Annotated in this window: 28 protein-coding genes; 15 read left to right on the forward strand and 13 right to left on the reverse strand. The window is 60.9% G+C overall.

The genetic code is table 11. The features are described 5' to 3' along the window. Window positions 1-116: 116 nt before the first annotated feature. Window positions 117-1,469, forward strand: coding sequence for an MATE family efflux transporter (locus ACR1XV_RS05270; RefSeq protein WP_480529347.1), 1,353 nt, complete (start codon window positions 117-119; stop codon window positions 1,467-1,469). A 56-nt stretch (window positions 1,470-1,525) separates the two neighbouring features. Here ACR1XV_RS05270 and ACR1XV_RS05275 read toward each other — a convergent pair whose 3' ends face one another. Then, on the reverse strand, window positions 1,526-2,728 hold the full coding sequence (locus ACR1XV_RS05275; RefSeq protein ID WP_480529348.1) for a pyridoxal phosphate-dependent aminotransferase: 1,203 nt from the start codon (window positions 2,726-2,728) through the stop codon (window positions 1,526-1,528). Between the two features lie 91 nt (window positions 2,729-2,819). On the opposite strand from ACR1XV_RS05275, the gene ACR1XV_RS05280 reads away from it, so the two are divergent. The 3 genes from ACR1XV_RS05280 to ACR1XV_RS05290 all read left to right on the forward strand — a co-directional run bounded on the left by ACR1XV_RS05280 (window position 2,820) and on the right by ACR1XV_RS05290 (window position 4,041). Further along, window positions 2,820-3,212 (forward strand): helix-turn-helix domain-containing protein, encoded by a 393-nt coding sequence (locus ACR1XV_RS05280; RefSeq protein ID WP_480529349.1) that lies wholly within the window; start codon window positions 2,820-2,822, stop codon window positions 3,210-3,212. Continuing rightward, window positions 3,209-3,466 (forward strand): succinate dehydrogenase assembly factor 2, encoded by a 258-nt coding sequence (locus tag ACR1XV_RS05285; RefSeq protein ID WP_480529350.1) that lies wholly within the window; start codon window positions 3,209-3,211, stop codon window positions 3,464-3,466. Before ACR1XV_RS05280 ends, ACR1XV_RS05285 begins: the two co-directional genes overlap by 4 nt. A gap of 77 nt (window positions 3,467-3,543) precedes the next feature. Then, on the forward strand, window positions 3,544-4,041 hold the full coding sequence (locus ACR1XV_RS05290) for a MarR family winged helix-turn-helix transcriptional regulator (protein ID WP_480529351.1): 498 nt from the start codon (window positions 3,544-3,546) through the stop codon (window positions 4,039-4,041). Here the strand turns inward: ACR1XV_RS05290 and ACR1XV_RS05295 are convergent. The 3 genes from ACR1XV_RS05295 to ACR1XV_RS05305 are packed head-to-tail and all read right to left on the reverse strand — an operon-like array spanning window position 3,988 to window position 5,878. After that, complete coding sequence (locus ACR1XV_RS05295) at window positions 3,988-4,752, reverse strand: DUF1194 domain-containing protein (RefSeq protein ID WP_480529352.1); 765 nt, start codon at window positions 4,750-4,752, stop codon at window positions 3,988-3,990. The two genes, ACR1XV_RS05290 and ACR1XV_RS05295, sit on opposite strands and share 54 nt — an antisense overlap. After that, window positions 4,749-5,453, reverse strand: coding sequence for a DUF1194 domain-containing protein (locus ACR1XV_RS05300; RefSeq protein WP_480529353.1), 705 nt, complete (start codon window positions 5,451-5,453; stop codon window positions 4,749-4,751). Before ACR1XV_RS05300 ends, ACR1XV_RS05295 begins: the two co-directional genes overlap by 4 nt. Then, window positions 5,450-5,878 (reverse strand): VOC family protein, encoded by a 429-nt coding sequence (locus ACR1XV_RS05305; protein ID WP_480529354.1) that lies wholly within the window; start codon window positions 5,876-5,878, stop codon window positions 5,450-5,452. The genes ACR1XV_RS05300 and ACR1XV_RS05305 overlap by 4 nt, the downstream gene beginning before the upstream one ends. Before the next feature lie 177 nt (window positions 5,879-6,055). Here ACR1XV_RS05305 and thyX point away from each other — a divergent pair, with 177 nt between their 5' ends. Further along, window positions 6,056-6,967, forward strand: a complete 912-nt coding sequence (thyX, locus tag ACR1XV_RS05310; protein ID WP_480529355.1) for an FAD-dependent thymidylate synthase — start codon at window positions 6,056-6,058, stop codon at window positions 6,965-6,967. 122 nt (window positions 6,968-7,089) lie between these two features. Here the strand turns inward: thyX and ACR1XV_RS05315 are convergent, their stop codons facing one another. After that, window positions 7,090-7,296: a cold-shock protein gene (locus tag ACR1XV_RS05315; RefSeq protein ID WP_010439113.1), complete on the reverse strand. Its 207-nt coding sequence runs from the start codon at window positions 7,294-7,296 to the stop codon at window positions 7,090-7,092. 213 nt (window positions 7,297-7,509) lie between these two features. Between ACR1XV_RS05315 and ACR1XV_RS05320 the strand changes: the two genes are divergently transcribed. Both ACR1XV_RS05320 and ACR1XV_RS05325 read left to right on the forward strand, forming a co-directional pair. Next, window positions 7,510-7,827 carry an ArsC/Spx/MgsR family protein gene (locus ACR1XV_RS05320; RefSeq protein WP_480529356.1) on the forward strand — a complete coding sequence of 106 codons (318 nt, stop codon included), beginning with the start codon at window positions 7,510-7,512 and terminating at the stop codon, window positions 7,825-7,827. A gap of 42 nt (window positions 7,828-7,869) precedes the next feature. Then, entirely contained in the window at window positions 7,870-8,238 is a 369-nt protein-coding gene (locus ACR1XV_RS05325; RefSeq protein WP_480529357.1) for a hypothetical protein, read from the forward strand. Between the two features lies 1 nt (window position 8,239). On the opposite strand, the gene ACR1XV_RS05330 is transcribed toward ACR1XV_RS05325, so the two are convergent. The 5 genes from ACR1XV_RS05330 to thrS all read right to left on the reverse strand — a co-directional run bounded on the left by ACR1XV_RS05330 (window position 8,240) and on the right by thrS (window position 12,966). Next, entirely contained in the window at window positions 8,240-8,767 is a 528-nt protein-coding gene (locus tag ACR1XV_RS05330; RefSeq protein ID WP_480529358.1) for a DoxX family protein, read from the reverse strand. Next, complete coding sequence (locus ACR1XV_RS05335; RefSeq protein WP_480529359.1) at window positions 8,764-9,525, reverse strand: HvfC/BufC N-terminal domain-containing protein; 762 nt, start codon at window positions 9,523-9,525, stop codon at window positions 8,764-8,766. Before ACR1XV_RS05335 ends, ACR1XV_RS05330 begins: the two co-directional genes overlap by 4 nt. Next, window positions 9,522-10,379, reverse strand: coding sequence for an MNIO family bufferin maturase (bufB, locus tag ACR1XV_RS05340; protein ID WP_480529360.1), 858 nt, complete (start codon window positions 10,377-10,379; stop codon window positions 9,522-9,524). The genes ACR1XV_RS05335 and bufB overlap by 4 nt, the downstream gene beginning before the upstream one ends. A 70-nt stretch (window positions 10,380-10,449) precedes the next feature. Next, window positions 10,450-10,752, reverse strand: a complete 303-nt coding sequence (locus ACR1XV_RS05345) for a BufA1 family periplasmic bufferin-type metallophore (RefSeq protein ID WP_170683089.1) — start codon at window positions 10,750-10,752, stop codon at window positions 10,450-10,452. A gap of 222 nt (window positions 10,753-10,974) precedes the next feature. Further along, a complete protein-coding gene (thrS, locus tag ACR1XV_RS05350) occupies window positions 10,975-12,966 on the reverse strand; it encodes a threonine--tRNA ligase (RefSeq protein ID WP_480529361.1) in 1,992 nt (663 codons plus the stop codon). Window positions 12,967-13,184: 218 nt separating this feature from the next. Between thrS and ACR1XV_RS05355 the strand changes: the two genes are divergently transcribed. The 4 genes from ACR1XV_RS05355 (at window position 13,185) to ACR1XV_RS05370 (ending at window position 16,353) form a co-directional block, all read left to right on the forward strand. Further along, window positions 13,185-13,934: an alpha/beta fold hydrolase gene (locus ACR1XV_RS05355; protein ID WP_480529362.1), complete on the forward strand. Its 750-nt coding sequence runs from the start codon at window positions 13,185-13,187 to the stop codon at window positions 13,932-13,934. Continuing rightward, a complete protein-coding gene (locus tag ACR1XV_RS05360; RefSeq protein WP_480529363.1) occupies window positions 13,934-14,926 on the forward strand; it encodes an alpha/beta hydrolase in 993 nt (330 codons plus the stop codon). The genes ACR1XV_RS05355 and ACR1XV_RS05360 overlap by 1 nt, the downstream gene beginning before the upstream one ends. Before the next feature lie 17 nt (window positions 14,927-14,943). Next, a complete protein-coding gene (locus tag ACR1XV_RS05365; protein WP_480529823.1) occupies window positions 14,944-15,558 on the forward strand; it encodes a hypothetical protein in 615 nt (204 codons plus the stop codon). Window positions 15,559-15,642: 84 nt separating this feature from the next. Beyond that, complete coding sequence (locus tag ACR1XV_RS05370; protein ID WP_480529364.1) at window positions 15,643-16,353, forward strand: alpha/beta fold hydrolase; 711 nt, start codon at window positions 15,643-15,645, stop codon at window positions 16,351-16,353. Here the strand turns inward: ACR1XV_RS05370 and ACR1XV_RS05375 are convergent. Both ACR1XV_RS05375 and phaZ read right to left on the reverse strand, forming a co-directional pair. Next, window positions 16,350-16,928: a DUF6151 family protein gene (locus tag ACR1XV_RS05375; protein WP_480529365.1), complete on the reverse strand. Its 579-nt coding sequence runs from the start codon at window positions 16,926-16,928 to the stop codon at window positions 16,350-16,352. The genes ACR1XV_RS05370 and ACR1XV_RS05375 overlap by 4 nt on opposite strands. After that, window positions 16,925-18,199 carry a polyhydroxyalkanoate depolymerase gene (gene phaZ / locus ACR1XV_RS05380; protein WP_480529366.1) on the reverse strand — a complete coding sequence of 425 codons (1,275 nt, stop codon included), beginning with the start codon at window positions 18,197-18,199 and terminating at the stop codon, window positions 16,925-16,927. The genes ACR1XV_RS05375 and phaZ overlap by 4 nt, the downstream gene beginning before the upstream one ends. A 111-nt stretch (window positions 18,200-18,310) precedes the next feature. Here phaZ and ACR1XV_RS05385 point away from each other — a divergent pair, with 111 nt between their 5' ends. The 4 genes from ACR1XV_RS05385 to ACR1XV_RS05400 all read left to right on the forward strand — a co-directional run bounded on the left by ACR1XV_RS05385 (window position 18,311) and on the right by ACR1XV_RS05400 (window position 22,158). Then, on the forward strand, window positions 18,311-20,113 hold the full coding sequence (locus tag ACR1XV_RS05385; RefSeq protein ID WP_480529367.1) for a PHA/PHB synthase family protein: 1,803 nt from the start codon (window positions 18,311-18,313) through the stop codon (window positions 20,111-20,113). 131 nt (window positions 20,114-20,244) lie between these two features. Then, window positions 20,245-20,691: a phasin family protein gene (locus tag ACR1XV_RS05390; protein ID WP_480529368.1), complete on the forward strand. Its 447-nt coding sequence runs from the start codon at window positions 20,245-20,247 to the stop codon at window positions 20,689-20,691. Window positions 20,692-20,827: 136 nt separating this feature from the next. Then, a complete protein-coding gene (gene phaR / locus ACR1XV_RS05395) occupies window positions 20,828-21,379 on the forward strand; it encodes a polyhydroxyalkanoate synthesis repressor PhaR (RefSeq protein WP_480529369.1) in 552 nt (183 codons plus the stop codon). A gap of 8 nt (window positions 21,380-21,387) precedes the next feature. Continuing rightward, the gene (locus tag ACR1XV_RS05400) at window positions 21,388-22,158 is read left to right on the forward strand and encodes a trypsin-like serine peptidase (RefSeq protein ID WP_480529370.1); all 771 of its coding nucleotides are present in this window, start codon (window positions 21,388-21,390) and stop codon (window positions 22,156-22,158) included. Here the strand turns inward: ACR1XV_RS05400 and ACR1XV_RS05405 are convergent. Further along, window positions 22,146-23,345 carry a DegT/DnrJ/EryC1/StrS family aminotransferase gene (locus tag ACR1XV_RS05405; RefSeq protein WP_480529371.1) on the reverse strand — a complete coding sequence of 400 codons (1,200 nt, stop codon included), beginning with the start codon at window positions 23,343-23,345 and terminating at the stop codon, window positions 22,146-22,148. The two genes, ACR1XV_RS05400 and ACR1XV_RS05405, sit on opposite strands and share 13 nt — an antisense overlap. Window positions 23,346-23,502: the final 157 nt, after the last annotated feature.

Here is a 23,502-nt window from a genome sequence, read left to right on the forward strand (position 1 = left end):
CGGTGCGGGCGTGGCTTTTGCTGTTTTTGGCGAGGGTAGTCTCAATATGAAATTAGTCTGATCCACTCTTGTCTCGGGCTGCGGGCGGGCCTAAGGCTGGCGGGATGAACAAGGTGATGACATATCCCGCCCATTTCCGGGCGATTGCAGTGCTGGGCCTGCCGTTGATCGGCGGGCATCTGGCGCAGTTTGCCATTGGCCTGACCGATACCATCATGCTGGGCTGGTACGGGGTTGATGCGCTGGCCGCGGTGACGCTGGCCAACAGTTATTTCTTTGTTCTGTTCGTGTTCGGCGCGGGGTTCGGCTGGGCCGTGATGCCGATGGTTGCGACTGCTGCCGCCGAAGAGAATGAGACCAGCATTCGCCGGTCGACCCGTATGGGGCTGTGGCTTTCGCTGATCTATGCGGCGGTGATGATGCCGCTGTTGTGGTGGTCCCATCCGATCCTGATCGCGCTGCAGCAAGAGCCTGAGGTGGCCGAGACCGCCGCGAAATACCTGCGTGTCGCCGGGTGGGGGTTGTTCCCGGCGCTGCTGGTGATGGTGCTGAAATCTTATCTGGCCGCGTTGGAGCGGACGCAGATCGTGCTGTGGATCACGGTTGTGGCGGCTCTGGTCAACGGGGTGACGAACTATGCATTGATCTTCGGCAATTGGGGGGTGCCCGAGCTGGGGGTGATCGGTGCAGCCATTGCTTCGGTGGTGACGCAGATCGTGTCGCTGGTGGCGGTGGTGATCTATGCGGTGCGGGCGCTGCCGGAACACAGCCTGTTCCAACGCTTCTGGCGCCCGGATTGGGAAATGTTCCTGAGCGTCCTGCGTCTGGGCGTTCCTATCGGTCTGACGACGCTGGCCGAGGTGTCCTTGTTTGCGACCTCGGCCGTGATGATGGGCTGGTTGGGGCCGGTGCCGCTGGCGGCGCATGGGATTGCGCTGAACCTCGCGTCGGCGACGTTCATGGTGCATCTGGGCCTGTCGAACGTGGCGACCATCCGGGCGGGCAATGCGCTGGGCCGCCGGGATCGGGCGCATCTTGAGAAGGGGGCGATCACGGTGACGGGGATGTCGCTGGTGATGTCGGTCCTGACCGTCATCCTGTTTCTGACCTGTGCCGAGCCGCTGATCTCGTTGTTCATGGAATCCGACGATCCGCAGCGGCCCCAGATCCTGCTGATCGGCAGCGGATTGCTGGCGATGGCGGCGTTGTTCCAACTGGTCGATGGCGCGCAGGTGATTGCGCTGGGCCTTTTGCGGGGCTTGCAGGATGCCAAGGTTCCGATGGTGATGGCGGCGCTCAGCTATTGGGTGGTGGGCATCCCCGCGTCGTATTTCTTTGGCTTCGTTCAGGGGCTGGAAGGGATCGGCGTCTGGCTGGGCCTTGTGCTGGGGCTGGCCTGTGCTGCCGTTCTGCTGATGGCGCGGTTCTGGCTGCGATCGGTGCGCGAGGTCGGAGGCGTTCCGGCCTGAGCGATCAGGCCGCCTGCCCGGAACACCGCCGCGCCAGTTTCACCGGCGCGGAAGCCTCAGGTCAATGACGCACAGAAACGCTGGATGCGGGTGCAGGCCTCGGTCAGTGCCGCGTCCGAGGTGGCATAGCTGATCCGGAAATTCGGCGACAGGCCGAAGGCCGCGCCGAAGACCACGGCCACATCGGCCTCTTCCAGCAGGGCCGTGGCGAAGGCCTCGTCTGTGTCGATCAGCGTGCCAGCGGGCGAGGTCTTTCCGATCAGCCCGGCGATGGAGGGGTAGACATAGAACGCGCCCTCGGGCGTGGGGCAGGTGATGCCGTCGATCTGGCCCAGCATATCGACCACCAGATCGCGGCGGCGTTTGAAAATCTCGTTATTGGGCGCAAGGAAGGCTTGCGTGCCGTTCAACGCCTCAACCGCCGCCCATTGGCTGACCGAACAGGGGTTCGAGGTGGATTGCGACTGCACCTTGCGCATCGCCGCGATCAGCTCGACCGGACCGGCGGCATAGCCGATGCGCCAGCCGGTCATGGCATAGGCCTTCGACACGCCGTTGCAGGTCAGCGTGCGGTCATAGAGCCCCGGTTCGACCTGCGCCGGGGTGCAGAATTCGAACCCGTCATAGGCCAGATGTTCGTACATATCATCCGTCATCACCCACACATGGGGATGGCGCATCAGCACATCGGTCAGCGCCTTCAACTCGTCCCGGTTGTACCCGGCCCCGGTGGGGTTCGAGGGCGAGTTGAAGATGAACCATTTGGTGTTGGGCGTGATTGCGGCCTCAAGCTGCGCGGGCGTCAGTTTGAAACTGTTATCAAGGCTGGTCTCCACGACCACAGGCGTGCCCTCGGCCAGCAGCACCATGTCGGGATAGCTGACCCAATAGGGCGCGGGGATGATCACCTCGTCGCCGTCGTTCAGCGTGGCCATCAGCGCGTTATATAGCGTCTGCTTGCCCCCGGTCCCGACCGAGACCTGCGCGGGCGTGTAGTCCAGCCCGTGATCCCGTTTCATTTTGGCGCAAACGGCCTGTTTCAGCTCGGGGATACCGTCGGGGGCGGTGTATTTCGTCTTGCCCGCTGCGATGGCGGCGACGGCGGCGTCCTTGATGTTCTGCGGCGTGTCGAAATCGGGCTCACCCGCGCTGAGGCCGATGACATCGCGCCCGGCGGCCTTTAGCTCGGCCGCCTTGGCCGTCATGGCGATGGTGGGCGAGGGTTTGACGCGCGACAATGTCGCAGAAAGGAAACTCATGGCGGCCTCGGTTTGTATGTCGGGTCCGACTGTCATAGGGTGCGCCCGAATAACGATCAAGCCATATGACATTTGAGGATTGGAGACAGGTATGACCGAGGAAAAAGACTGGTACGGGCCTGATGCAGCCACGTTCGGTGACCGGGTCGCAGGCGCGCGCGAGTTCGCGGGAATGACGCAAGTGCAACTGGCCCGCAGGCTGGGTGTGAAGAAAGCCACGATCGCCGCATGGGAAGACGACCTGTCCGAGCCGCGCGCGAACAAGCTGTCGATGATGGCGGGGCTTCTGAACGTCTCGATCATGTGGCTGCTGACCGGCGAGGGCGACGGCATGGACGCCACCAGCCTGACCGGCGAAGTGGATTCCGAGCTGCACGATCTGGTGGCCGAGCTGCGCACCATCCGGGGCGAGATGCGTGCCAGTTCCGAGCGTCTGGCCCGGGTCGAAAAGGCGCTGCGCCTGAAACTGGAGCGCGAGCAATGAGCGAAACCCGCGACACCCGCATCAAGCGCATGAAGATGCGTTCGATGCGGCGTGGCATCAAAGAGATGGACCTGATCCTGACGGCTTATGCCGACCGCAATCTGGCCGCGATGGATGAGGCCGGGCTGGATACCTATGATGCGATGCTGCATGAGAATGATCAGGACCTGTACCAATGGGTGACCGGGCAGGCTGCCCCACCTGCGGAACTGGCCGATCTGATCGCAGATATCGCCCAAACCTTTCAGAAATAATGATTATTTCAGCTTAACTGATTTTTCGGGAATTCACGCCATCCTGCCAAAAGCAGCGCGATGAATCGGAGGATCGGATGAGTATGGAACTGCAGGTTTCCGCGCCCGGGACCAAGGGCTTCATGTCCAGTTATCTTGAGGCGCTGGCGCTGGTCGAGCGTCTGCACCGATTGCTTCTGGACGTGATCAAGGATGAATTTGAACGCGTCGGCGTGTTGGAGATCAACGCGGTACAGGCGCTGCTTTTGTTCAATATCGGCGATCATGAGGTGACGGCGGGCGAGCTGAAAAGCCGTGGCTACTATCAGGGCAGCAATGTCAGCTATAACCTCAAGAAACTGGTCGAGATGGGGTATATGCACCACAAGCGCTGCGAGATTGACCGCCGGTCTGTCCGGGTGCGGCTGACGCCGCGTGGGCGCGAAATTCGGGATATCGTGGCCGAGCTGTTCTCGCGCCATGCCGAGGGGCTGCAGAACCGTGGCGTGATCGGGGCCGAAGGGATCGAAGAGATTACCAGTTCACTCCGACGGGTCGAGCGGTACTGGACGGATCAGATCCGCTATATTTACTGATGGCGCTGGCGCGTTGGATAAAACGATCCCTGCCAGTTCCCGGATCAGCTTGCGGGTCATCGCCTGTTCGTAGGCTTCAAATTCCAGCGCGGCCTCGACGAAGGCATCCGCGCCCAGAACGACCCAGGCGGTGTAATAGGCGGAAAGCTCTCCGACCTGTACATAGCGTACGTCGCCAGTGGCGGGATCGTCGGCACCAATCACAAGTGCGTTGATGGTGATCCCGGAGGTTTTCAGCGCCGCCTTCACGTCGCGCGGGTGGGGGCCGAGGTTGTGCTTGCCATCGCCGGACAGGTCAAGCGTGTGCCGCCAACACTCGGCCTGTTCGGCCAGCATGTCGGCCCCGGCCAACATCGCGGACCCAACCGCGGTTCCTTGCGGGGCCGAGGACCGTTGCGTGCTGTTCAGCCTCTGAGCGATCTGTTGCAGGTCGTCGGGTGAGCGAATATCGGTCCAGTCCAGCACCATGCGCTGATGGCCCGGTTCGCTCCATTCGAACACAGCAAGGCGCACGTAAGTCGCGGGGGTGGACAGGATCAAACTGGCGACCTCGGGGTGGAGCAGGGCGGCGGCCAGACCGTCCAGTTGCAACCGATATTCATGACTGTCGACCGAGCCCGACACGTCCAGGCCCAGCGCCAAAGCCTGCCGACACTGGGCCGAGAGTGGGCTGGCCATCAGACACAGAAGGGTGGCAAGCGCACGGATCATTCAGACACGCGCGGGCTGAGTTCGCTGAGTTCGAGCCCTTTCAGCTCACGTTCCAGCTTGCGGCGCATGGCGCGTTCGAAATCCTCGAACCCGGCGGCGATCTCAAGAAAGGCGCCGGGGCCGTGCAGGACATTGTTCTGAAAGAAGGGGATCAGGTCGATCTCGCCTTCGAAATCGGCGGCGTTGATGACCAACCCGTTGACCGTTGTGTTCCCGAACGGAAAGTGTTTGTAGGCGATTTGCGGCCCATAGCCGTCATTGTTCTTGCCATCGCCCGAGATATCGATGGTCTGAAACAGACATCTGGGCGCGCGTTGCATCAGCCGGGCCCCGTAGGCCAGCGCGTGCCCCATCGCGGTTGGCCAATCGTTCGCTGAGCGTTTGGACTGGCCGATCCGTTGCGCGGCGGCCAACAGATCGGCTCGCGTTTCGATCACCAGCCAATCCAGCAGCAGAGACTGGTTGGAGCTGCCTGACCATTCGTAAACCGCAAGGGCAACCGGCTGTGGGGATTGAAAAAACGCCTCTTGCACCTCGGGCGCGATCAGTGCGGCGGCCAGCCCCTTGCGTTGCAGCGCGTCCTCGGCGGCGTCCACCGAGGTCGAGATATCCATGGCAAGCGCCAGCGCCAGACGGCAGGGCTCGGCCCAAAGGGGGCTGCCCGCAAGGGCCAGCCCCGGCGCTGCCAGCCAGCGGATCACCAGTGACCGGTGCTTTCCATGCTGGCCCAGGGTTCAGCCGGTTCCAGCGCCTCGCCATTCTGCAGCAACTCGACCGAGATATTGTCGGGCGAGCGCACGAAGGCCATACGACCGTCGCGCGGCGGGCGGTTGATCACGACGCCATTGTCCTGCAGGTGCTTGCAGGTCTCGTAAATATTGTCGACGCCGTAAGCCAGATGTCCGAAATGGCGGCTGTCGCTGGGCAGATCATTATCGCCGTCCCAGTTGTAAGTCAGCTCGATCGGGGCGTCCTCTTGTCCCGGTGGGGCGAGGAAAACCAGCGTGAACCGAGCCGCTTCGCTTTCATAGCGGCGGGTCTCTTTCAGGCCCAGCAGCGTGTAGAACGCCAAGGATTTCTCAAGATCCTTCACGCGGACCATGGTGTGAAGATATGTCAGCCCCATCGCTGTTTTCCTTGCTTTGATTGTGATGTTCAGCAGCTTAGCGCGCCGTCACTCCATGTCGAGGGGCCGGTCGGACACATTTTGAGATTTACGCGATACGCCGCACATATCGCGGTTCCGATGCCGTGCTGACCGATATATAGTAGTGGGCGACTCATTGCTGGAAAGGATAATTTCATGCCGCTGTCTGCCGACCAACTGGCCGAGATCGAAGCTCAACGCGCACAATCGAGCCCGACCCGCCGTGTCGTCGCCGAAGGTATGGAAGACCACCTGTACACGGCGCATCAGGTTCTGGACCATGGGTTTGTCCGTGTCATCGACTATATGGGTGACGATGCCGCGATCTGTCAGGCGGCGCGCGTGTCTTACGGTAAGGGCACCAAATCGGTGCAGAATGACGAGGGGTTGATCCGGTATCTGATGCGGCACTGGCACTCGACCCCGTTCGAGATGTGCGAGATCAAGCTGCATGTCAAACTGCCGGTTTTCGTGGCCCGTCAGTGGATCCGGCACCGGACGGCAAATGTGAACGAATACTCGGCGCGGTATTCGATTCTGGATCGTGAATTCTATATCCCGGCGCCCGAACACGTCGCCGCGCAGTCCGAGGTCAACAATCAGGGCCGGGGCGACACGCTGCAGGGGGAAGAGGCTGCACGGGTTCTGGAAATCCTCAAGGCGGACAGCGCCCGGTGCTATGACAACTACGAGGCGATGATCGGGCAGGATGGTCAGCAGGGGCTGGCGCGTGAACTGGCGCGGATGAACCTGCCGGCAAATATCTACACCCAATGGTATTGGAAGGTGGACCTGCACAATCTGTTCCACTTCCTGCGTCTGCGCGCCGATCCGCATGCGCAGTATGAAATCCGGGTCTATGCCGAGACCATGTGCAAGATCGTCGCCGACTGGGTGCCGTTTGCATTCCGCGCGTTCGAGGACTATCGCCTTGGCGCGGTCAACCTGTCGGCCCAGATGGTCACCTGCCTGCGCCGCATGATCGCGGGCGAGGCGGTTACGCAAGAGAACTCGGGCATGACAGCGCGCGAGTGGCGCGAGTTCGAGGCGGTCATCCGGGAGAGCTGAAGCTGGCAAAACAACAAAGAGCCGCGTCCCAAAGCGGGCGCGTTTGTTTGGGTGATGTAACGGTTAACGGCCGGAAATTGGCCGCTAACCTTATTTGACCTTCCCGTCGCGGCGGGTTTACTTCAAAGCGGCTTTAAATCAGACGCCATCTGGCGGCCATCACGTCCGTCTTCCAACTCGTACGAGACTTTCTGATTGTCAGCGAGTCCGGTCAGGCCGGATCGTTCTACGGCCGAGATATGAACAAACACATCTTTGCCACCCTCATCGGGCGCAATAAAACCATAGCCTTTGGTTGTATTAAACCATTTCACGGTGCCGGTTGGCATTTCCCGTGTCTCCTTCTACTTACACGTTGTCCCACAAATTGGTGGGGGCCGTCATGACAAGACCGCAACACATCACTGTTCGCCCACACGATACAGCCCGGATTGCGTGTTTCGTCTTTTTCAACATTGCACGGTGAAGTAAAAAATCAAGAATAACCGGGGCGAGCCACGCGGTTTGCCCGAAATTGCAGCGAATACAGGATCAGCCGAACCATGCGTCTATTTGGGTTAAAGACCTGCGACACCTGCCGTAAAGCATTGAAATCTCTGCCCGATGCCGAATTTGTCGACGTGCGGGCACAGGGCGTTCCCGAAGATGTGATGTCGGCGGCGTTCGAAACCTTCGGCAAAGCCTTGCTCAACACCCGCTCGACAACCTGGCGTGGATTGGACGAGGGCGCGCGCAATCGGCCGGTGCTTGAGCTGCTGGCGGATCACCCGACGCTGATGAAGCGGCCGCTGATCGAGGCGGACGGGCAGATGTATCTGGGCTGGACACCGGAAACCCGCGCAGGGCTTGGTGTTGCCTGAACGACTGCCTATGTGATTCAGGGGCAATACGGAGACCTGTTTATGCGCAACGCAGCCATGATACTCGGCGTGATCGCCGGGCTGATCGGAATGATCGTGGGATTTTTCGGCTACGGCTTTGTCGAGTTCATCGACCGCTTTGGTGAGATCGACGGCATCGCCGAGCAGGTGGACAACCCCGGCCTGATCCAGACGGCCTCGATCATGGCCCCACTGTTGGCGATTGTCGGCGGCGCGATGGCCCATGCTCGCGCGCTGGTCGGGGGTGTTTTGCTGATGATCTCGGCGGCGGGGATGTATTACGCCTTTGGCTTCGGCGTCTTTACCATGTTCCCGATCGCATTCGCGGGCGTGGCGGGTTTGCTTGGGCTCGCCGCGGGTAAACCGGACGAGCCCAAGGCGCATTTCTAGCTTACTTCAGGCGCAGCGCCCGGTCGACCGACAGCGGGCCCGCGCCGTTGATCACGATCACCAGCAACAGGAAGGTCCACATCGTCCGCTGATCCAGAATATTGGGTGCGGCGGTGAAGAACTCACCCAGTTGCGCGCCATGCCCGGCGACGTCCACGATGGTCTGCACCCAGATAAAGCCGATCATGCCCAGGGCCGCCAGCCGCGACAGCAGGCCTACCAGCACCAGCGCGGGCAGCAGGAATTCAGCCCAGGTTCCAGCCAGAGCAACGATCCAGTGGAAGAAGCCCAGTTGCGAGCTGTCATAGCTGACGGCTTCCATCGCTTTGGGGAAGATTTGCACATAGGCGCCATCGGAGGGGAACAGGAAGCCGAAAAACCCGCTGCCGAGTTTTGTCGAGGCCGAGTTCCAATAGTAGATCAGCAGAGTTGCGGCAAAGACCAATCGGGCCAGAGTGGGTGTCAGCCAGCCGGAAACAACGTCCAGCTTCCCCAGAACATTATTGTGAATTGAGATCAGGGCAGTCATGTTTCCAGCCTTTCGATAGTCACAGAAGTTATTGCACCGCCTTGTAAAAGCAGTGCCAGAGTGGTTCCCAGGTCAAACTCGGGCGTTTCCGCCACGGTTGCCTCGAATGCGTCGCCAATGGTTTGGCCGTCCTGAATCCGCGTGATCCACGCCGCACCGCCTGCAGGCAGCAGATGGGGTTCGGGATCGTATTCGGGGCGGGTGATCAGCACATCCTGCGCCTCGGCCTGCGGCTTGGGGGCGTCGTCTTGGGTGTTGAACCGCCAGATCGCGTGGACTGGCCAATCTGACCGCAGGATCTGCATCGCCGGGGCAAGGGCCAGCTTGGCTTGCATCAGATCCTCGGGCGGGATGGCCAGCGCGTCGGCCTCGATCGGCGGCGCGTCGGCGGCGTGATAGGACCGGCGCAGCGCCAGTTCCAGCCGGGCGACATCGGGCAGGTATCCCAGATGCGAGAGCTGCTGCATGTCTTGCAGAAAGGCCGGGAAATCTTCGCCGTAGAACATCATCAACGGGGACGAGGGCGGGTGTTGGCGCAGGAAAATCCCTGCCAGACCGTCCATGTTCTGCGCCCCCAGCAGTTTGGTGATCACAGGAAAGGCCTGATGCATCGCTTCGGTCAGCGAGACGGCCACGTTGTTGCGGTAGACGCTGAACCGACGCCCGGCGGGCTGGGCCTCGGCGTCGAGCAACCCGTCGGGGATGGGTTGGCCGGCATCCAGCAATGCGCTGTGGAAGGTGGTCTGCGACACGCTCATGCGGGCACGCGGTCCAGTGCTTGTTGAGCGCGTTCGGCCTCGGCCCGCAGGATGGGCCAGTCGGGGACGTCGGTGTCCCATTCGATCAGCAGCGGTTTGGGGCCGGATTTGTCCAAAACGTAATCCAGCAGGGCCCAGACCGGATCGACCACCTCGCACCCGTGGCTGTCGATCAGCAGGGGGTGACCGTGGTCGTCCTCATCCTCATCATGGCCGCCCAGATGAATTTCGCCGACCTGATCCAGCGGATAGGCGTCGATATAGCCCTGCGGCGAGAAATCCAGATTGGTGGCCGAGACAAAGACGTTGTTCACATCCAGAAGCAACCCGCAGCCGGTGCGGCGGGCGATTTCGCGCAGGAAATCGGGCTCGGACCAAGTGCTTTCCTCGAAGGCCAGATAGCTGGAGGGGTTTTCCAGCAGCATCTGCCGCCCGACAACCTCCTGTACCTGATCAATATGATCGCAGACCCGCGCCAGCGTGGCGTCGGTATAGGGCAGGGGCAGCAGGTCGTTCAGGAAGTGGCTGTCATGGGTGGACCACGCCAGATGCTCTGAGAAGCTGGCGGGGTTCAGCCAGCCGACCAGATGTTTCAGCCGGGCCAGATGATCGGGGTCCAGCGGGGTTTCGCCGCCGATGGACAGGCCGACGCCGTGGACGGAAATGGGGAATTGTTCGGACAGATGGCGCAGCTGCGCCAGCGGGCGGCCGCCGTCGCCCATGTAGTTTTCGGCATGGATTTCCAGCCATGCCACAGGCTTGGCCTGCTCGAGGATCTGCGCGAAATGCTGCGGTTTGTAGCCGACGCCGGGGGCGGCGGGCAACCGGTTCGACCTGAGTGCGTCATCCAACATCTGCAAATCCTCTGATCATGACAAAAGGGCGGGCGAACCTGCCCGCCCTTCGTAATTCATTCGGACAACCTTATGCGGGCAGGTCGCGATCCAGCGGCTCGAGCGAGCCTTTGCGGTCCGAACCGTCTGCCGTCTTGGGCAGTTCGATATCGGCACAGGTGCCTGCGTCGACCAGGGTCCATGCGTTGCCCTGATAGTCGACGGTCGAGGTGCCCGCGCAAGTGGTGCCGGGGCCCGCGGCGCAGTCGTTCTGACCGGCCAGCGAAACGCCATAGCATTTCTCTTTCGCTTGGGCAGTTGCGGTTGTGGCTGCGCCCGATACGGCGGCTGCAACGGCGCTTGCGATAACCAGGGTTTTTGCGGTGTTCGACATCTCGAGTAATCCTCTTGCTGACTGCGTTTGTCTGCTTGTGACACTGATCAAGTTAGTGGCTTGGGGGCCGGGTTTGAATTCACGAGCCCGTGTCTCACAAGCGCGTCAAAGATAGTCATGCCATCTTGCGCGTTAACAAGCTGTTTTTGAAGGGGAAAAGTGAAATTGTTTCAATCCGGCCCCGTGTTTGGGGCCGGATTTCCGGCGATATGATGCCGAATGTTACAGCAGATCGGGCGGGGTTGCCGCTTGGGAAAGTTCGATTGTTACAGAGTCAAGCGGTTGAACCTGCGTCTGTTTTTCGCCCAGACGGCGCACGCTGACGGTGCGTTCCTCGACCTCGCGGTGGCCGACGGCCAGAATCACGGGGACTTTACCGACCGAATGTTCGCGGACCTTATAGTTGATCTTCTCGTTGCGGATATCGGCCTCGGCGCGGACACCGGCGGCTTTCAGGGTCTCGACCACTTCGGCGACATAGGCATCAGCCTCGGAGGTGATCGAGGCAACCACGACCTGACGCGGGGCCAGCCAGAAGGGCAGCTTGCCTTCCCAGTTTTCGATCAGGATGCCGATGAACCGTTCGAACGAGCCCAGACAGGCGCGGTGCAGCATATAGGGACGGTGCCGGTCGCCATCAGCGCCGACATAGGTCGCGTCCAGCCGCTCGGGCAGGTTGGGATCAACCTGGAATGTGCCGCACTGCCAGACCCGGCCGATGGCGTCGGTCAGGTAGAAATCCAGCTTGGGGCCGTAGAATGCGCCGTCGCCGGGTTCCAGCGTATAGTCCCGGCCCACCGCCTTGATCGCGTTTTCCAGCGCGCCTTCGACATAATCCCAGCTTTCATCGGTGCCCACGCGTTTTTCGGGACGGGTGGCAAAGCGGATCTCGAACTCTTTGAAGCCGAGCTCGTCATAGACATTTGCCAGAAAGTCGATGAACCGCGCGCATTCCTCTTGGATTTGGTCCTCGGTGCAGAAGATATGAGCGTCGTCCTGCGTGAACCCGCGCACGCGCATGATCCCGTGCAGAGCACCCGACGGTTCAAACCGCGAGCATGATCCGAACTCGGCCAGCCGCAGGGGCAGATCGCGATAGCTTTTGAGGCCCTGATTGAACACCTGCACGTGGCAGGGGCAGTTCATCGGCTTCAGCGCGTTGATCCGGGTCTGATCGCGGTTCTTCGAGCTGGCGTCGTCATTCTCGCCGTCTCGGCTTTCGTCCACTTCGACGAGGAACATATGGTGCTGGTACTTCTCCCAGTGGCCCGAGGCCTCCCACAATTTGCGGTCCACGACCTGGGGGGTGTTGATCTCGTTATACCCGCCTGCGCGCTGTTTGCGGCGCATGTAGTCCTGCAGTTGGGTGTAGATGGTCCAGCCGTTGGGGTGCCAGAATACCTGACCGGGGGCTTCTTCCTGCATGTGGAACAGGTCCATCTCGCGGCCCAGCTTGCGGTGGTCGCGTTTGGCGGCCTCTTCCAGCATGTGCAGGTGGGCTTTGAGCTTTTCCTTGCCGGTGAAGGCCACGCCGTAGATGCGTTGCAGCATCTGGCGCGAGCTATCGCCGCGCCAATAGGCGCCGGCGATGGACATCAGTTTGAAGGCATCACCCGGCAGCTGACCGGTGTGCTGCAGGTGCGGGCCGCGGCACAGGTCCTGCCAGTCGCCGTGCCAGTACATGCGCAGCGGCTCATCCCCGGGGATGGCCTCGATCAGTTCGACCTTATAGGGCTCGTCATTGGCGGTGTAGAAATCGATCGCGCGCTGACGGTCCCAGACTTCCGTTGTCACGGCGTCGCGCTTGTTGATGATTTCCTTCATCTTTTTCTCGATGAGGCCGAGGTCTTCGGGGGTGAAGGGTTCGGCGCGGTCGAAGTCATAGTACCAGCCGTTTTCGATCACCGGGCCGATGGTGACCTTGGTGTCGGGCCAGATTTCCTGCACGGCGCGCGCCATGATATGGGCCAGATCGTGGCGGATCAGCTCATTGGCCTGCGCCTCGTCCTTCATGGTGTGGATGGCGATTTGCGCGTCGGTGCTGATGGGCCATTGCAGGTCCCAGTGTTTGCCATCGACCGTGGCCGAGATGGCCTTTTTGGCCAGCGAGGTCGAGATGTCAGCCGCCACCTGTGCGGGCGTTACGCCTGCGTCATAGGATCGTGCATTGCCATCGGGGAAGGTGAGTGAGACGGATTTTGAATCCAGGGCCATATTGGCTCTCCTCGTCGGTTTGGCGCCCACTGAACGCCCGGTTGCGGGTTATGTGTGTTGCGCTGCTTTGGCAGGTGGTGGTGCGTGTGTCAAGGGTTGGAGCAAGGGGCGCTGCCCCTCGCGCTCCCCGGGATATTTATGGCCAGATGAAGGGGGATCGGGGAATTGCGGCTGGGGTCGTGACGTGCATGATGTGGGGGACTAGCAGCGAGGGTTTCATGGCTGAGGCAGAATTTCTGGAGACGGCGCAGGGGCGGCGGTTGGCGTATCACAAGAGTGAGGGCGCAGGGCCGACCGTGGTTTTTCTGGGCGGGCTCAAGTCGGATATGGAGGGCACCAAGGCGGTGCATCTTGAGGCCTGGGCGCAAGCGCGCGGGCAGGCGTTTTTGCGGTTCGATTATTCGGGGCATGGGGAAAGTTCGGGTGCGTTCACCGATGGCTGCATCGGGGACTGGCATGAGGATACGCTGGCGGCGGTGTCTCGGTTGACCGAGGGGCCTTTGGTTGTCGTGGGGTCGTCCATGGGTGGTTGGCAGGCGCTGTTGCTGGCGCGGGTGGTGCCCGAGCGTGTTGCAGGGATGGTGACCATCGCAGCGGCGCCTGATTTTACCGAGGATGGGTATTGGGCCTCGTTTTCCGACGAGCAGAAGGCGGCTTTGGAGGCTGAGGGGCAGGTTGAGCTGCCTTCGGATTATATGGAGCCCTATGTCATCACCAAGCGGATGATCGAGGATGGGCGGCAGCGGTTGGTGTTGCGGTCAGCCCTGGAGTTGCCGTTTCCGGTACGGTTCTTGCAGGGAACGGCGGATACGGCGGTTTCGGTCAGCACGGCGGTGCAGTTGATCGAACACGCGACCGGCCCGGATATGCGGCTGTTGCTGGTGAAGGAGGCGGATCATCGGTTCTCGGACGGTCCCTGTCTGGGGCTGATCGAACAGGCCGTTCTGGATGTGATGGGTGAGGCCTGATGCGGCGTTTCGGCTGGGTCCTTGGGCGGGTGCTGTTGGGCCTTGGGCTGGTTTGCGGGCTGATCTATGTCTTTGGCCCGCGCGAGCCGGTCGATCTGCATCCGCGGTTTGATCCGCGCAGGTTTGGCGAAGGGGTTCAGGTTTATTTCGAGACTGTTGAATCCGCCTATGCCGACATCGTTCCGGGCGTCGAAAAGCGCGTTGTGTGGCAGGACGGATTCTATGAACGCCGCACGGCTTATTCGGTGCTGTATGCTCATGGGTTCTCGGCCTCGTCCGAGGAGATCAGGCCGGTGCCGGACAGGGTTGCCGATGCCTTGGGGGCCAATCTGGTCTATGCGCGGTTGCAGGGGCATGGCCGCGACGGGGCCGCGATGGCGGATGCGACCGCATCGGGGTGGATGCAGGACATGGCCGAAGGGCTGGCTGCGGCGCGGGCGGTGGGGGATCGGGTGGTCGTGATCTCGACCTCGACCGGGGGCACCTTGGCTGCTGCGGCGGCGTTGGATGCCGAATTGAGCGAAGATGTGGCGGCGATGGTGTTTGTCTCGCCGAATTTCGGGGTCAATATGGCGGCGGCTTGGGTTCCGTCTCTGCCCTGGGCGCGCAGGTGGTTGCCCCTGTTGATGGGGGATGAGCGGGACGTTTCGGGGCCTGACCCCGAGAAGAACAGGTACTGGACGGTGGTCTATCCGTGGGAGGCGGTGGTGCCCATGTCGGTGCTGGTGGATGCGGTTTATGCGCTGGATTTCTCGGGCGCGCAGGTGCCGGCGCTGTTCTGGTTTTCGGATGATGATCAGGTGGTTCGCCCGGATCGCACGCATAGGGTTGCAGCGGCGTGGGGTGGTCCTGCGACGGTTCATCTGGTGACGATGGGGCCGGGGGATGATCCGGCCTCGCATGTGGTTGCGGGGCGGCTGATGTCGCCGGGGCAGACGGACGCGGCGGTGTCGGGGATACTTGACTGGTTGGCGGCACAGGGGATCGAGTGATGCGCAAACCCGGCAGTATGTGGAGCCTTGAGACGCTGGGCCGGGTGCGTCTGTCGAAGCATTTCTTCATGCGCGATTTCCTGTATTCCGAGATTGGGAATTTTCACCAGAAACAGAATATCCCCGAGAATCCCGACCTTGCGATCGAGACCGGGCGGGCCTTCTGCGAAACGCTGATGGACCCGCTGGAGGAAACCTTTGGCCGGGTTGCGGTGCGGTCGGGGTACCGCTCGCCGTCGTTGAACCGGTACGGCAATGAAAACCGGCTGAACTGTGCCCGCAATGACAACCCGCTGGAGTGCCATATCTGGGACTGGGGGCAGGGCGAGGCGCGGGTTGCGGGGGCCTCGGTGGTGATACCGTGGTTTGCGGATCGTTATGCGGCGGGCCGGGATTGGCGCGATCTGGCGTGGTGGATGCATGACCATCTGGACTATTCCGAGATCTGGTTTTTCCCCAAGCTGTGTGCGTTCAATCTGGTCTGGCGGCCCAAACCGCAACGGCGGATCGACAGCTATATCGCGCCGCGCGGTTGTTTGTTGCGCGCAGGGGATGAGCCGGGCGAAACACTGGCGCAACGGCAGGCGCGATATGCTGATTTCCCGGCCTTTCGCGGTATCCGCTATCCGTGAAAATTGCGCTTGCCGCGCGCGGGCAAAACTCTCATCCTGAGGCAAAACAAGACCGTCTGAACCGTCGAACGAGGGAGGCCCCGCTTGATCGAGCCGCTGGTTCTGCTGCCCGGATTGATGAGTGATGCAAGGCTGTTTCGCCCGCAGATCGAACGGCTGTCTCAGGAGCGGGCGGTGATGGTTGCGCCGATCTCGGGCGGGGAGCGGATGGAAGAGATCGCCTCGGGCCTGCTGGATCAGTTGCCGCAGCGATTTGCGCTGGCGGGGCAGGGGATGGGCGGCATGGTTGCGCTGGAGCTGATCCGGCGCGCGCCCGACCGGGTGACGCGGTTATGCCTGATGGCCACGGATGCGCAGGCTGACACGCCTCAGATCGCGGCGGGGCGGGAGGAACTGATCATCGGCGCGCAGGCGGGGCGGCTGGAAGAGGTGATGCACAAGGCCATCGGGTCGGACATGCTGGCCCCCGGGGCGCAGCGTATTCCGATCTTGCAGGACGTTATTCAGATGGCGAGTGAACTGGGCCCCGATCTGTTCATCCGCCAGATGCGCGCGCTGCAACGCCGACCGGATCAGCAGGCGGCGCTGCGGCTGATCAAGGTGCCGGTGCTGGTTCTGTGCGGGGTGCATGACACGCTGACCCCGGTCAGAAAGCATCGGTTCATGGCGGACCTGATCCCCAAGGCCGAGTTGCAGGAGTTGGATGATGCGGGTCATCTGCCGACGCTCGAAGCACCGGGCGCGGTTAATGCTGCGATGCAGCAATGGCTGCAGGTGCCGCTGCGATTGTTCTAGTCGTACAGCGCGCGGCGTTGTTCTTTGGTCAGAACGGTTGGTGTGACGACCGGTGCGGCGGTCTGGGCCGAGAAGAACTGAGAGGTTTTCCAACGGCCGGATAAGCGTGAGCCAAGCGTCCGCCGGATCAATCCGATGGCCGCATAGCGCAGCTTTTCATGTTTCTGCTTGCCGTCCGGTCGGGGCGCAAAACCGCGTGTAGTGATCGGACCCAGCGCCGAGGGATCGGGAATGCGTTTGACGATGAACCCGGCAAACGGGAACTTGGAGCTATGCGGCGTGGTCGCCAGCGGTGCGCCGCAGCAATCTGCATACCAGCGCAACATCCCCTTTGGGCTGAGTTGCATGGCAGCCAGATGTTCGGCCCCCTGTTCGATGCGGATGTCTTCGGGTGTGGTCTGCAGGATATCGACCGGGCCGGGGGCCGGGTCGGGCTGTTTGAAATACAGTTGCGCGGCGCGGCAATCGTGGCAGTAGCACCCGACATGGGTGCCAAGCTTAACTCCTCGGGGCGTTATGTGCCCCCGCAGCGCGCCGCAGGTGCAGGAAAAGGCTAGGGTGCCAGCCCCGCTCATGCCACCTTGTTGCTGTTGGCGGCGCGGCGGTGGGGTTTCTTGCGGCTGTTTTCGTTCATGAAATCAATCACAAGCGGGCGGATGTTGTCGCGCCAGCTGCGGCCTGCGAAGATGCCATAGTGGCCCGCGCCGGGTTCCACATGGCTGGCCTTTTTGCTGTCCGGCAGGCCGGTGCACAGATCCAGCGCCGCGATGCACTGACCGGGGGCCGAGATATCGTCGTTTGACCCTTCGACCGATTTGACCGCCACATCTGTGATCTTGCCGATATCGACCTTGTGCCCGGCAACGACAAATTCGTTGCGCGCAATCTCGCGGTTTTTGAAGACCCGTTCGACCGTCGACAGGTAGAATTCAGCCGTCATGTCCATCACGGCCAGATATTCATCGTAGAACCGGTTATGGGCATCGTGGTCCGACGCCTCGTCCCGGATCACACGCTGGATCTGGTCCGAGAAGGCCTTGCTGTGCCGCTCCGAATTCATCGACATGAACGAGGCCAGTTGCAGTAGGCCGGGATAGACCATGCGGCCCACGCCTTTGTATTTGAAGCCCACGCGCTGGATCATGGTTTCTTCCAACTGGCCCATGGTCACGCGGCGGCCAAAATCGGTGACCTCGGTCGGGGTAGCGTCGGGATCGACAGGGCCGCCGATCAGGGTCAGGGTGCTGGGCTGGGCCTTGGGCTCGACCTCGGCCAGATAGGCGGTTGCGGCAAGCGTCAGCGGCGCGGGTTGGCAGACGGCGACGACATGCGTATCGGGCCCGAGCTCTTTCATAAAATCGACAAGGTAGAGGGTGTAATCCTCGACATCGAACTTGCCTTCGGACACGGGGATGTCGCGCGCGTTATGCCAATCGGTGATGTAAACTTCGCAATTGACCAGCAGGCTTTTGACGGTGGAGCGCAGCAGGGTCGCGTAGTGGCCCGACATCGGCGCGACCAGCAGAACCTTGCGCGGCTGTTCCTCGCGCCCGTTGACGCGGAAATGGATCAGGTCGCCAAAGGGGCGCTCCAGAACGGTTGTGATGTCGACCAGATGGTCCTTACCGTCTTCGCATGTAAAGGTGCGGATACCCCAGTCAGGCTTGACGATCATGCGTTGGAACGTGCGCTCGGTCACCTCACCCCAGGCGGCCATCCAGTTGAATGCGGGGTTCGGCGTCATGGAAAACAGCGGGTAAGAGGCCATCGCGCTTGCAGTTGCACCAAGCCATTGGTTGGTGTTACGCATGGTTTCCATCAGGTCGTAGGTCATCATGTAGCGCATCGAATGTGCCTCCTGCGTATCAGCCTGAGAGTTCGGACCATTCGTCGCTTTGCCGCCCGACGCCCACGACGTTATTCTGCACAGCAGCGAGATTAGGTGGGAATTGTTAAAATGACAACTACTGACGGCCAGACACCCAAGTTGACCGACGAACATATTGAACGGCTTAGGGAAAATATGGGCAAAGTTGAAGAATTGTCCAAGCGCCTTGTCGAAGTCATGGCGGGCAAGACGCCGCATACCCCCGCGCTGGATGGCCCGAATCAAGAGCTTTTTGCAAAAGCAGCAACGGCCTATTGGGCCGAGGCGATGCAGAATCCGACCAAGCTGCTTGAGCATCAGATCGAGTATTGGGGCAAGTCCGTTCTGAACTTTGCCGAAGCGCAACAGGCGCTGACCGCAAGTGAAGACGACGCACCTCAGACTAAGTCCAAGGACAGACGGTTCTCCAACCCGATGTGGGACACCAACCCCTATTTCCGCCTGATCCGCCAGCAGTATCAGACCAATGCCGAGGCCATCTCGCAAGCCGTTGCCTCGGTCGAGGATCTGGATACCAAGGACAAACAGCGCCTTCAGTATTTCTCGCAGCAGATCATCGACATGATGGCACCCACGAATTTCCTGGCCACCAACCCCGATGCGCTGGAAAAGGCCATCGAGACCGAAGGGCAGTCCTTGATACAGGGGCTGGAGAACCTGGTGTCGGACCTTGAGGCCAACGATGGCGAGATGGTTGTCAGGCTGGCCGACGAAAGCGCGTTCGAGATTGGCGGCAACATCGCCACCACCCCCGGCGATGTGGTCTATCGCAACCGGATGATGGAGCTGATCCAGTACAAGCCGGTCACCGAGACGGTGCACGAAACACCGATCGTGCTGTTCCCGCCGTGGATCAACAAGTTCTATATCCTTGACCTGAAGGCGCAGAACAGCCTGATCAAATGGGTGACCGAACAGGGCTATACCCTGTTTGTGGTCAGCTGGGTCAATGCCGACAGCTCTCATGCCGATATCGGGATGGAGGACTATATTCAGGACGGGTTCCTGACCGCCATTGAAGAGGCCAAGAAGATCTGCAAGGTCAAACAGGTCAACGCGGTGGGCTATTGCATCGCGGGCACGACACTGAACCTGACCCTGTCGCTGATGAAACAACGCGGCGACAAGTCGGTGAAGTCTGCGACCTTCTTCACCACGCTGACCGATTTCGGAGAGCAGGGCGAATTCACGCCCTTCCTGCAGAACGATTTCGTCGACGGGATCGAGGATCAGGTTTCGAAAGACGGTGTGCTGAAGGCGTGGATCATCGGGCGGACCATGTCCTTCCTGCGGTCGCGAGACCTGATCTATACGCCGGCGATCCGCAACTACATGATGGGCGAAACGCCTCCTGCCTTCGATCTGCTGTTCTGGAACGGGGACGGGGCAAACCTGCCGGGACGAATGGCGGTCCAGTATCTGCGTGGCCTGTGTCAGAGCAATGATTTCGTCACCGACGGGTTCGAGCTGATGGGGCACAAGCTGCATATCAAGGATGTCGACGTGCCCCTGATGGCGATCACCTGCGAGACCGACCATATCGCGGCGTGGAAAGATTGCTATCGCGGCGTGCAGCAGATGGGGTCGAAATCCAAGACCTTTGTGGTGTCGGAATCGGGCCACATCGCTGGCATCGTGAACCCGCCCAGCAAGAAGAAATACGGCCACTATACCAACCCCGATATGAAGGCTGATGCCGACACCTGGCTGAAAGAGGCCGACTTCCACGAAGGCTCGTGGTGGCCGATGTGGGAGGCCTGGCTGAAGAAGCGGTCCGGCAAGCAGGTTCCGGCCCGCGATACCGGCGATTCGGATCACCCACGTCTGTGCCCCGCGCCGGGGACCTATGTTCTGGTCAAGGCAAACCGCTGATATCATTTTGAAACCCAGTTTTTTCTGCGTCGCAGCAAGAAAAAACTTGCAATGCTGCGGCGCAGCAATCATATTGTCCTCAAGCTGATGAAAACCGGGGTGGGCCCGGACTGGCTAAGAGGATTAGGACAATGGCAAAGACCCAAGACTTTACCGCGACCCTGAAAGACATGATGGGTGCATTCCCGGTTGACACGACCGCTCTGGAAGATGCGTTCAAATCGACCGCTTCGCTGAACGAAAAGCTGTCGGGCGTTGCCCTGGACGCAGCTGAGAAGTCGGCTGAAATCTCGAACAAATGGACCAAGGAAACCCTGGCCAAGCTGACCGAGATGTCGAAAGCAAAAGCAGAGCCTGCTGACTACGCCAAAGCCGCAACCGACTTCGCAAGCGCGTCGGCTGAAGTTGCTGCCGAAAACATGGCGGCTTTCGCTGAAATCGCGAAAAAAGTTCAGACCGAAACCGTTGAGCTGCTGATGGCTGCTGGCAAAAACGCTGCAGAAGACGCAACCGCAGCTGTCAAAAAAGCCACCAACGAGGTGACTGCCGCTGCCAAGAAAGCTGCAGCTGCAAAGTAAAATAAGAACTGCGAAGGGCACCCATTCCTCCCAAATGGTGCAATCGCTGCGGGCAGGTCGCTTGACCTGCCCTTTCTTTTTGTTCTGCAGTCGCATAACCTCTGCTGCAACGCATCATCCTTGGGGAGGGTAAACGGTGTCAGACCAAGAAAAGCCGTTGTTGATCAAGCGCTATGCCAGCCGTCGGCTGTATAACACCGAGACCAGCGACTATGTCACGCTTGAAGATATCGCGGGCTTCATCCGCGATGGGCGCGAGGTGCAGATCATCGATCTGAAAACCGGGGACGATCTGACCCGCCAGTATCTGCTTCAAATCATTGCCGAACATGAAAGCCGGGGCGAAAACGTGCTGCCGGTGAATGTGCTGAATGATCTGGTGCGCAGCTACATGGTGCCCGGCGGTGGCATGATGCCGCAATTCCTGCAAAGCTCGTTCGAGATGCTGCGCGAGAGCCAGTCGAAGATGATGGAGAACATGAACGCGATGAACCCGATGTCGCAGATGCCGGGGTTCGAGGCGATGCAAGCGCAGCAACAAGCCTTTCTGAAAGCCATGACCGGCGGTTTGTCAGGCAACTGGTCTGGTCCGGACGCCGAAGGCGAGGCGTCCGAGCCGAAAGAAGATCTGGACGATATCAAGAAGCAACTGGCCGAGCTGCAGCAGAAGCTGTCCAAACTCAGCTGATCGCTTTGATGCGCTGGCTGGCCGCGATTGCTGCGCTGCTTTGGGTGCAGGTCGCGCTGGCGCAGGGGCAGTTTTCGGAGGTGTGGGCACCGGTGTGCACGTTGGGGCAAGATGCTTCGGCGGGGTGTGAGGATATTCGCAGCCGAGAGATTCTGGACGCTGCGGCGGTGCCTTGGCGCGTCATCGGGCGGGTCAATTTCGCCAGTCGCAGTCAGCGGTCCCATTGCACCGGGGTGTTGGTATCAGACCGTCTGGTTTTGACTGCGGCGCATTGCCTTTATAATTCTGGCCGCAAACGCTGGATACCGCCTTCGAGCATTCGCTTCGCGGCAGGGTATCAGCGCGGGCAGGCCGTTGCGGTTTCGACCGTCAATGCCTACCGGCTGGACCCGGCGCAGGGTGTGAACGGTGCCTTTGACAATACTGCTGATCTGGATTGGGCCGTGTTGGAGCTTGCCGACCCGGTTGGCGCAGAGGTCGGGTTTCTGGCGATCGCCGGGGAGGCGTCAGACGAAGGGTATGTTGCAGGCTACCCCGGCCTGCGCCCGCATGTCCTAAGCCGCACCGGGACCTGCACATCCGACGCGCTTGGGGCAGATCTTTTGCGTGCGATCTGCCCTGTCATGATGGGGGATTCCGGTGCGCCGCTGTTGATCGAGACGGATCAGGGGCCAGCGGTGGCGGGGATATTGTCGCGCATCGCGCCGACCCCGCAGGGGATCGACGCGTTGTTCTTGTCAGTTCAACTGTTTGATTTATCGGGAAATCAGGTGCCGTAGACCGGCATCGGGCCCACCACCTCACCGACCGAGGCCAGCAGGATATCCGCGATCACGTCCAGTTCCTCGCGCGTCAGCCGCACGGGCAGGCGCACGTCGCAGGCGCTCATCAGCATGGCGCGGGTTTGCGGCAGGTCGACCTGTTCGGGCAGGAATTGCCAGTTCCAGAAGGCGCGCGCGTTGTCTTGGCTCAGGCCGAAGATCTGCACCTTGACGCCGCGCGCCTCGGCGGCGGCCGAGAAGGCCTTGATCTCATCATCGCTGAGGTCGACCAGATTGAACTGGATCGAATCCGGCGCGCGGCGCTCGGGCGTCAGCGGCGCGGGTACGTCGATGTAAGGTGATGTATTCAAACGATTTGCGACGTAGTCATGGTTCGCCAGCCCATCACGCACCCGGCGCGCCAGTTCAGGGATCTGAGGCCGGATCACCGCGGCGCTGAGGTTGCTCATGCGCAGGTTATAGAGCGGCAACTGGTTCTGCCAGCGGGCAAAAGCCTGCGCCAGCTCGGGCGCGTCCGCGTGTTTCTTCCAGTTATGTTCATACGCGCCGGACATGATCACCGCGCGGGCGACCAGATCGGCGTCGTCGGTGATCAGAATGCCACCTTCACCGGCGTTGATCATCTTGTAGGACTGGAACGAGAAACAGCCGATCTTGCCGATGGTGCCGATCTTGCGCCCGTGCCAGGTGGTCCCCAGCGAATGGGCGGCGTCCTCGATCACTGGGATGTCGCGTGCGTCACACAGCGCCATGATCGCGTCCATATCCGAGGTATGTCCACGCATATGGCTGATGATCACCGCCTGCACGCCGTCCAGTTTGGCGGCGAAATCTTCCATGTCGATGCGGTAATTCTCGCCGACCTCGCAAAGCACCGGAATGCAATCCGCATGAACGATCGACGATGGTACCGCGGCGAAGGTAAAGCCCGGAATCAGCACCCGCGCATCGCGCGGTAGGTCCAACGCCTTTAGCGACAGGAACAAAGCGGCAGAACAGGACGACACGGCCAGAGCATATTTACTGCCCAACAGCGCAGCGAATTCGGCCTCAAGCAAAGCGACCGGTGCATCCTGCGGCGCGGTATAGCGGAACAGGTCGCCGGATTGCATCAGCGCATCGATGGCCTCGCGCGCGGCGGCGGGGATGGGTTCGGCGTCATGGACGTTGGGGACAAGCGTCATATTTGAAATTCCCGAATTTTACCTTTGGTAAATATAAATTCAAAAATCGCTCAGACCAAGACCTGTTTTTGGTCTTGGCAAAATTTCACCGAACTGTCGTATTGGGCTGCGATAACCCAAGCGAGGAATACGGGTTTGTACGCGCCTCAAACTGCGG

Source organism: Ruegeria sp. AD2(2025) (genome assembly GCF_056542385.1).

Bases quoted from the DNA above. Each gene is read 5' to 3' on its own strand.
- ACR1XV_RS05270 (WP_480529347.1), top strand. From the start codon at position 117: ATGACATATCCCGCCCATTTCCGGGCGATTGCAGTGCTGGGCCTGCCG.
- ACR1XV_RS05275 (WP_480529348.1), bottom strand. From the start codon at position 2,728: ATGAGTTTCCTTTCTGCGACATTGTCGCGCGTCAAACCCTCGCCCACC.
- ACR1XV_RS05280 (WP_480529349.1), top strand. From the start codon at position 2,820: ATGACCGAGGAAAAAGACTGGTACGGGCCTGATGCAGCCACGTTCGGT.
- ACR1XV_RS05285 (WP_480529350.1), top strand. From the start codon at position 3,209: ATGAGCGAAACCCGCGACACCCGCATCAAGCGCATGAAGATGCGTTCG.
- ACR1XV_RS05290 (WP_480529351.1), top strand. From the start codon at position 3,544: ATGAGTATGGAACTGCAGGTTTCCGCGCCCGGGACCAAGGGCTTCATG.
- ACR1XV_RS05295 (WP_480529352.1), bottom strand. From the start codon at position 4,752: ATGATCCGTGCGCTTGCCACCCTTCTGTGTCTGATGGCCAGCCCACTC.
- ACR1XV_RS05305 (WP_480529354.1), bottom strand. From the start codon at position 5,878: ATGGGGCTGACATATCTTCACACCATGGTCCGCGTGAAGGATCTTGAG.
- thyX (WP_480529355.1), top strand. From the start codon at position 6,056: ATGCCGCTGTCTGCCGACCAACTGGCCGAGATCGAAGCTCAACGCGCA.
- ACR1XV_RS05315 (WP_010439113.1), bottom strand. From the start codon at position 7,296: ATGCCAACCGGCACCGTGAAATGGTTTAATACAACCAAAGGCTATGGT.
- ACR1XV_RS05320 (WP_480529356.1), top strand. From the start codon at position 7,510: ATGCGTCTATTTGGGTTAAAGACCTGCGACACCTGCCGTAAAGCATTG.
- ACR1XV_RS05325 (WP_480529357.1), top strand. From the start codon at position 7,870: ATGCGCAACGCAGCCATGATACTCGGCGTGATCGCCGGGCTGATCGGA.
- ACR1XV_RS05330 (WP_480529358.1), bottom strand. From the start codon at position 8,767: ATGACTGCCCTGATCTCAATTCACAATAATGTTCTGGGGAAGCTGGAC.
- ACR1XV_RS05335 (WP_480529359.1), bottom strand. From the start codon at position 9,525: ATGAGCGTGTCGCAGACCACCTTCCACAGCGCATTGCTGGATGCCGGC.
- bufB (WP_480529360.1), bottom strand. From the start codon at position 10,379: ATGTTGGATGACGCACTCAGGTCGAACCGGTTGCCCGCCGCCCCCGGC.
- ACR1XV_RS05345 (WP_170683089.1), bottom strand. From the start codon at position 10,752: ATGTCGAACACCGCAAAAACCCTGGTTATCGCAAGCGCCGTTGCAGCC.
- thrS (WP_480529361.1), bottom strand. From the start codon at position 12,966: ATGGCCCTGGATTCAAAATCCGTCTCACTCACCTTCCCCGATGGCAAT.
- ACR1XV_RS05355 (WP_480529362.1), top strand. From the start codon at position 13,185: ATGGCTGAGGCAGAATTTCTGGAGACGGCGCAGGGGCGGCGGTTGGCG.
- ACR1XV_RS05360 (WP_480529363.1), top strand. From the start codon at position 13,934: ATGCGGCGTTTCGGCTGGGTCCTTGGGCGGGTGCTGTTGGGCCTTGGG.
- ACR1XV_RS05365 (WP_480529823.1), top strand. From the start codon at position 14,944: ATGTGGAGCCTTGAGACGCTGGGCCGGGTGCGTCTGTCGAAGCATTTC.
- ACR1XV_RS05375 (WP_480529365.1), bottom strand. From the start codon at position 16,928: ATGAGCGGGGCTGGCACCCTAGCCTTTTCCTGCACCTGCGGCGCGCTG.
- phaZ (WP_480529366.1), bottom strand. From the start codon at position 18,199: ATGCGCTACATGATGACCTACGACCTGATGGAAACCATGCGTAACACC.
- ACR1XV_RS05385 (WP_480529367.1), top strand. From the start codon at position 18,311: ATGACAACTACTGACGGCCAGACACCCAAGTTGACCGACGAACATATT.
- ACR1XV_RS05390 (WP_480529368.1), top strand. From the start codon at position 20,245: ATGGCAAAGACCCAAGACTTTACCGCGACCCTGAAAGACATGATGGGT.
- ACR1XV_RS05400 (WP_480529370.1), top strand. From the start codon at position 21,388: ATGCGCTGGCTGGCCGCGATTGCTGCGCTGCTTTGGGTGCAGGTCGCG.
- ACR1XV_RS05405 (WP_480529371.1), bottom strand. From the start codon at position 23,345: ATGACGCTTGTCCCCAACGTCCATGACGCCGAACCCATCCCCGCCGCC.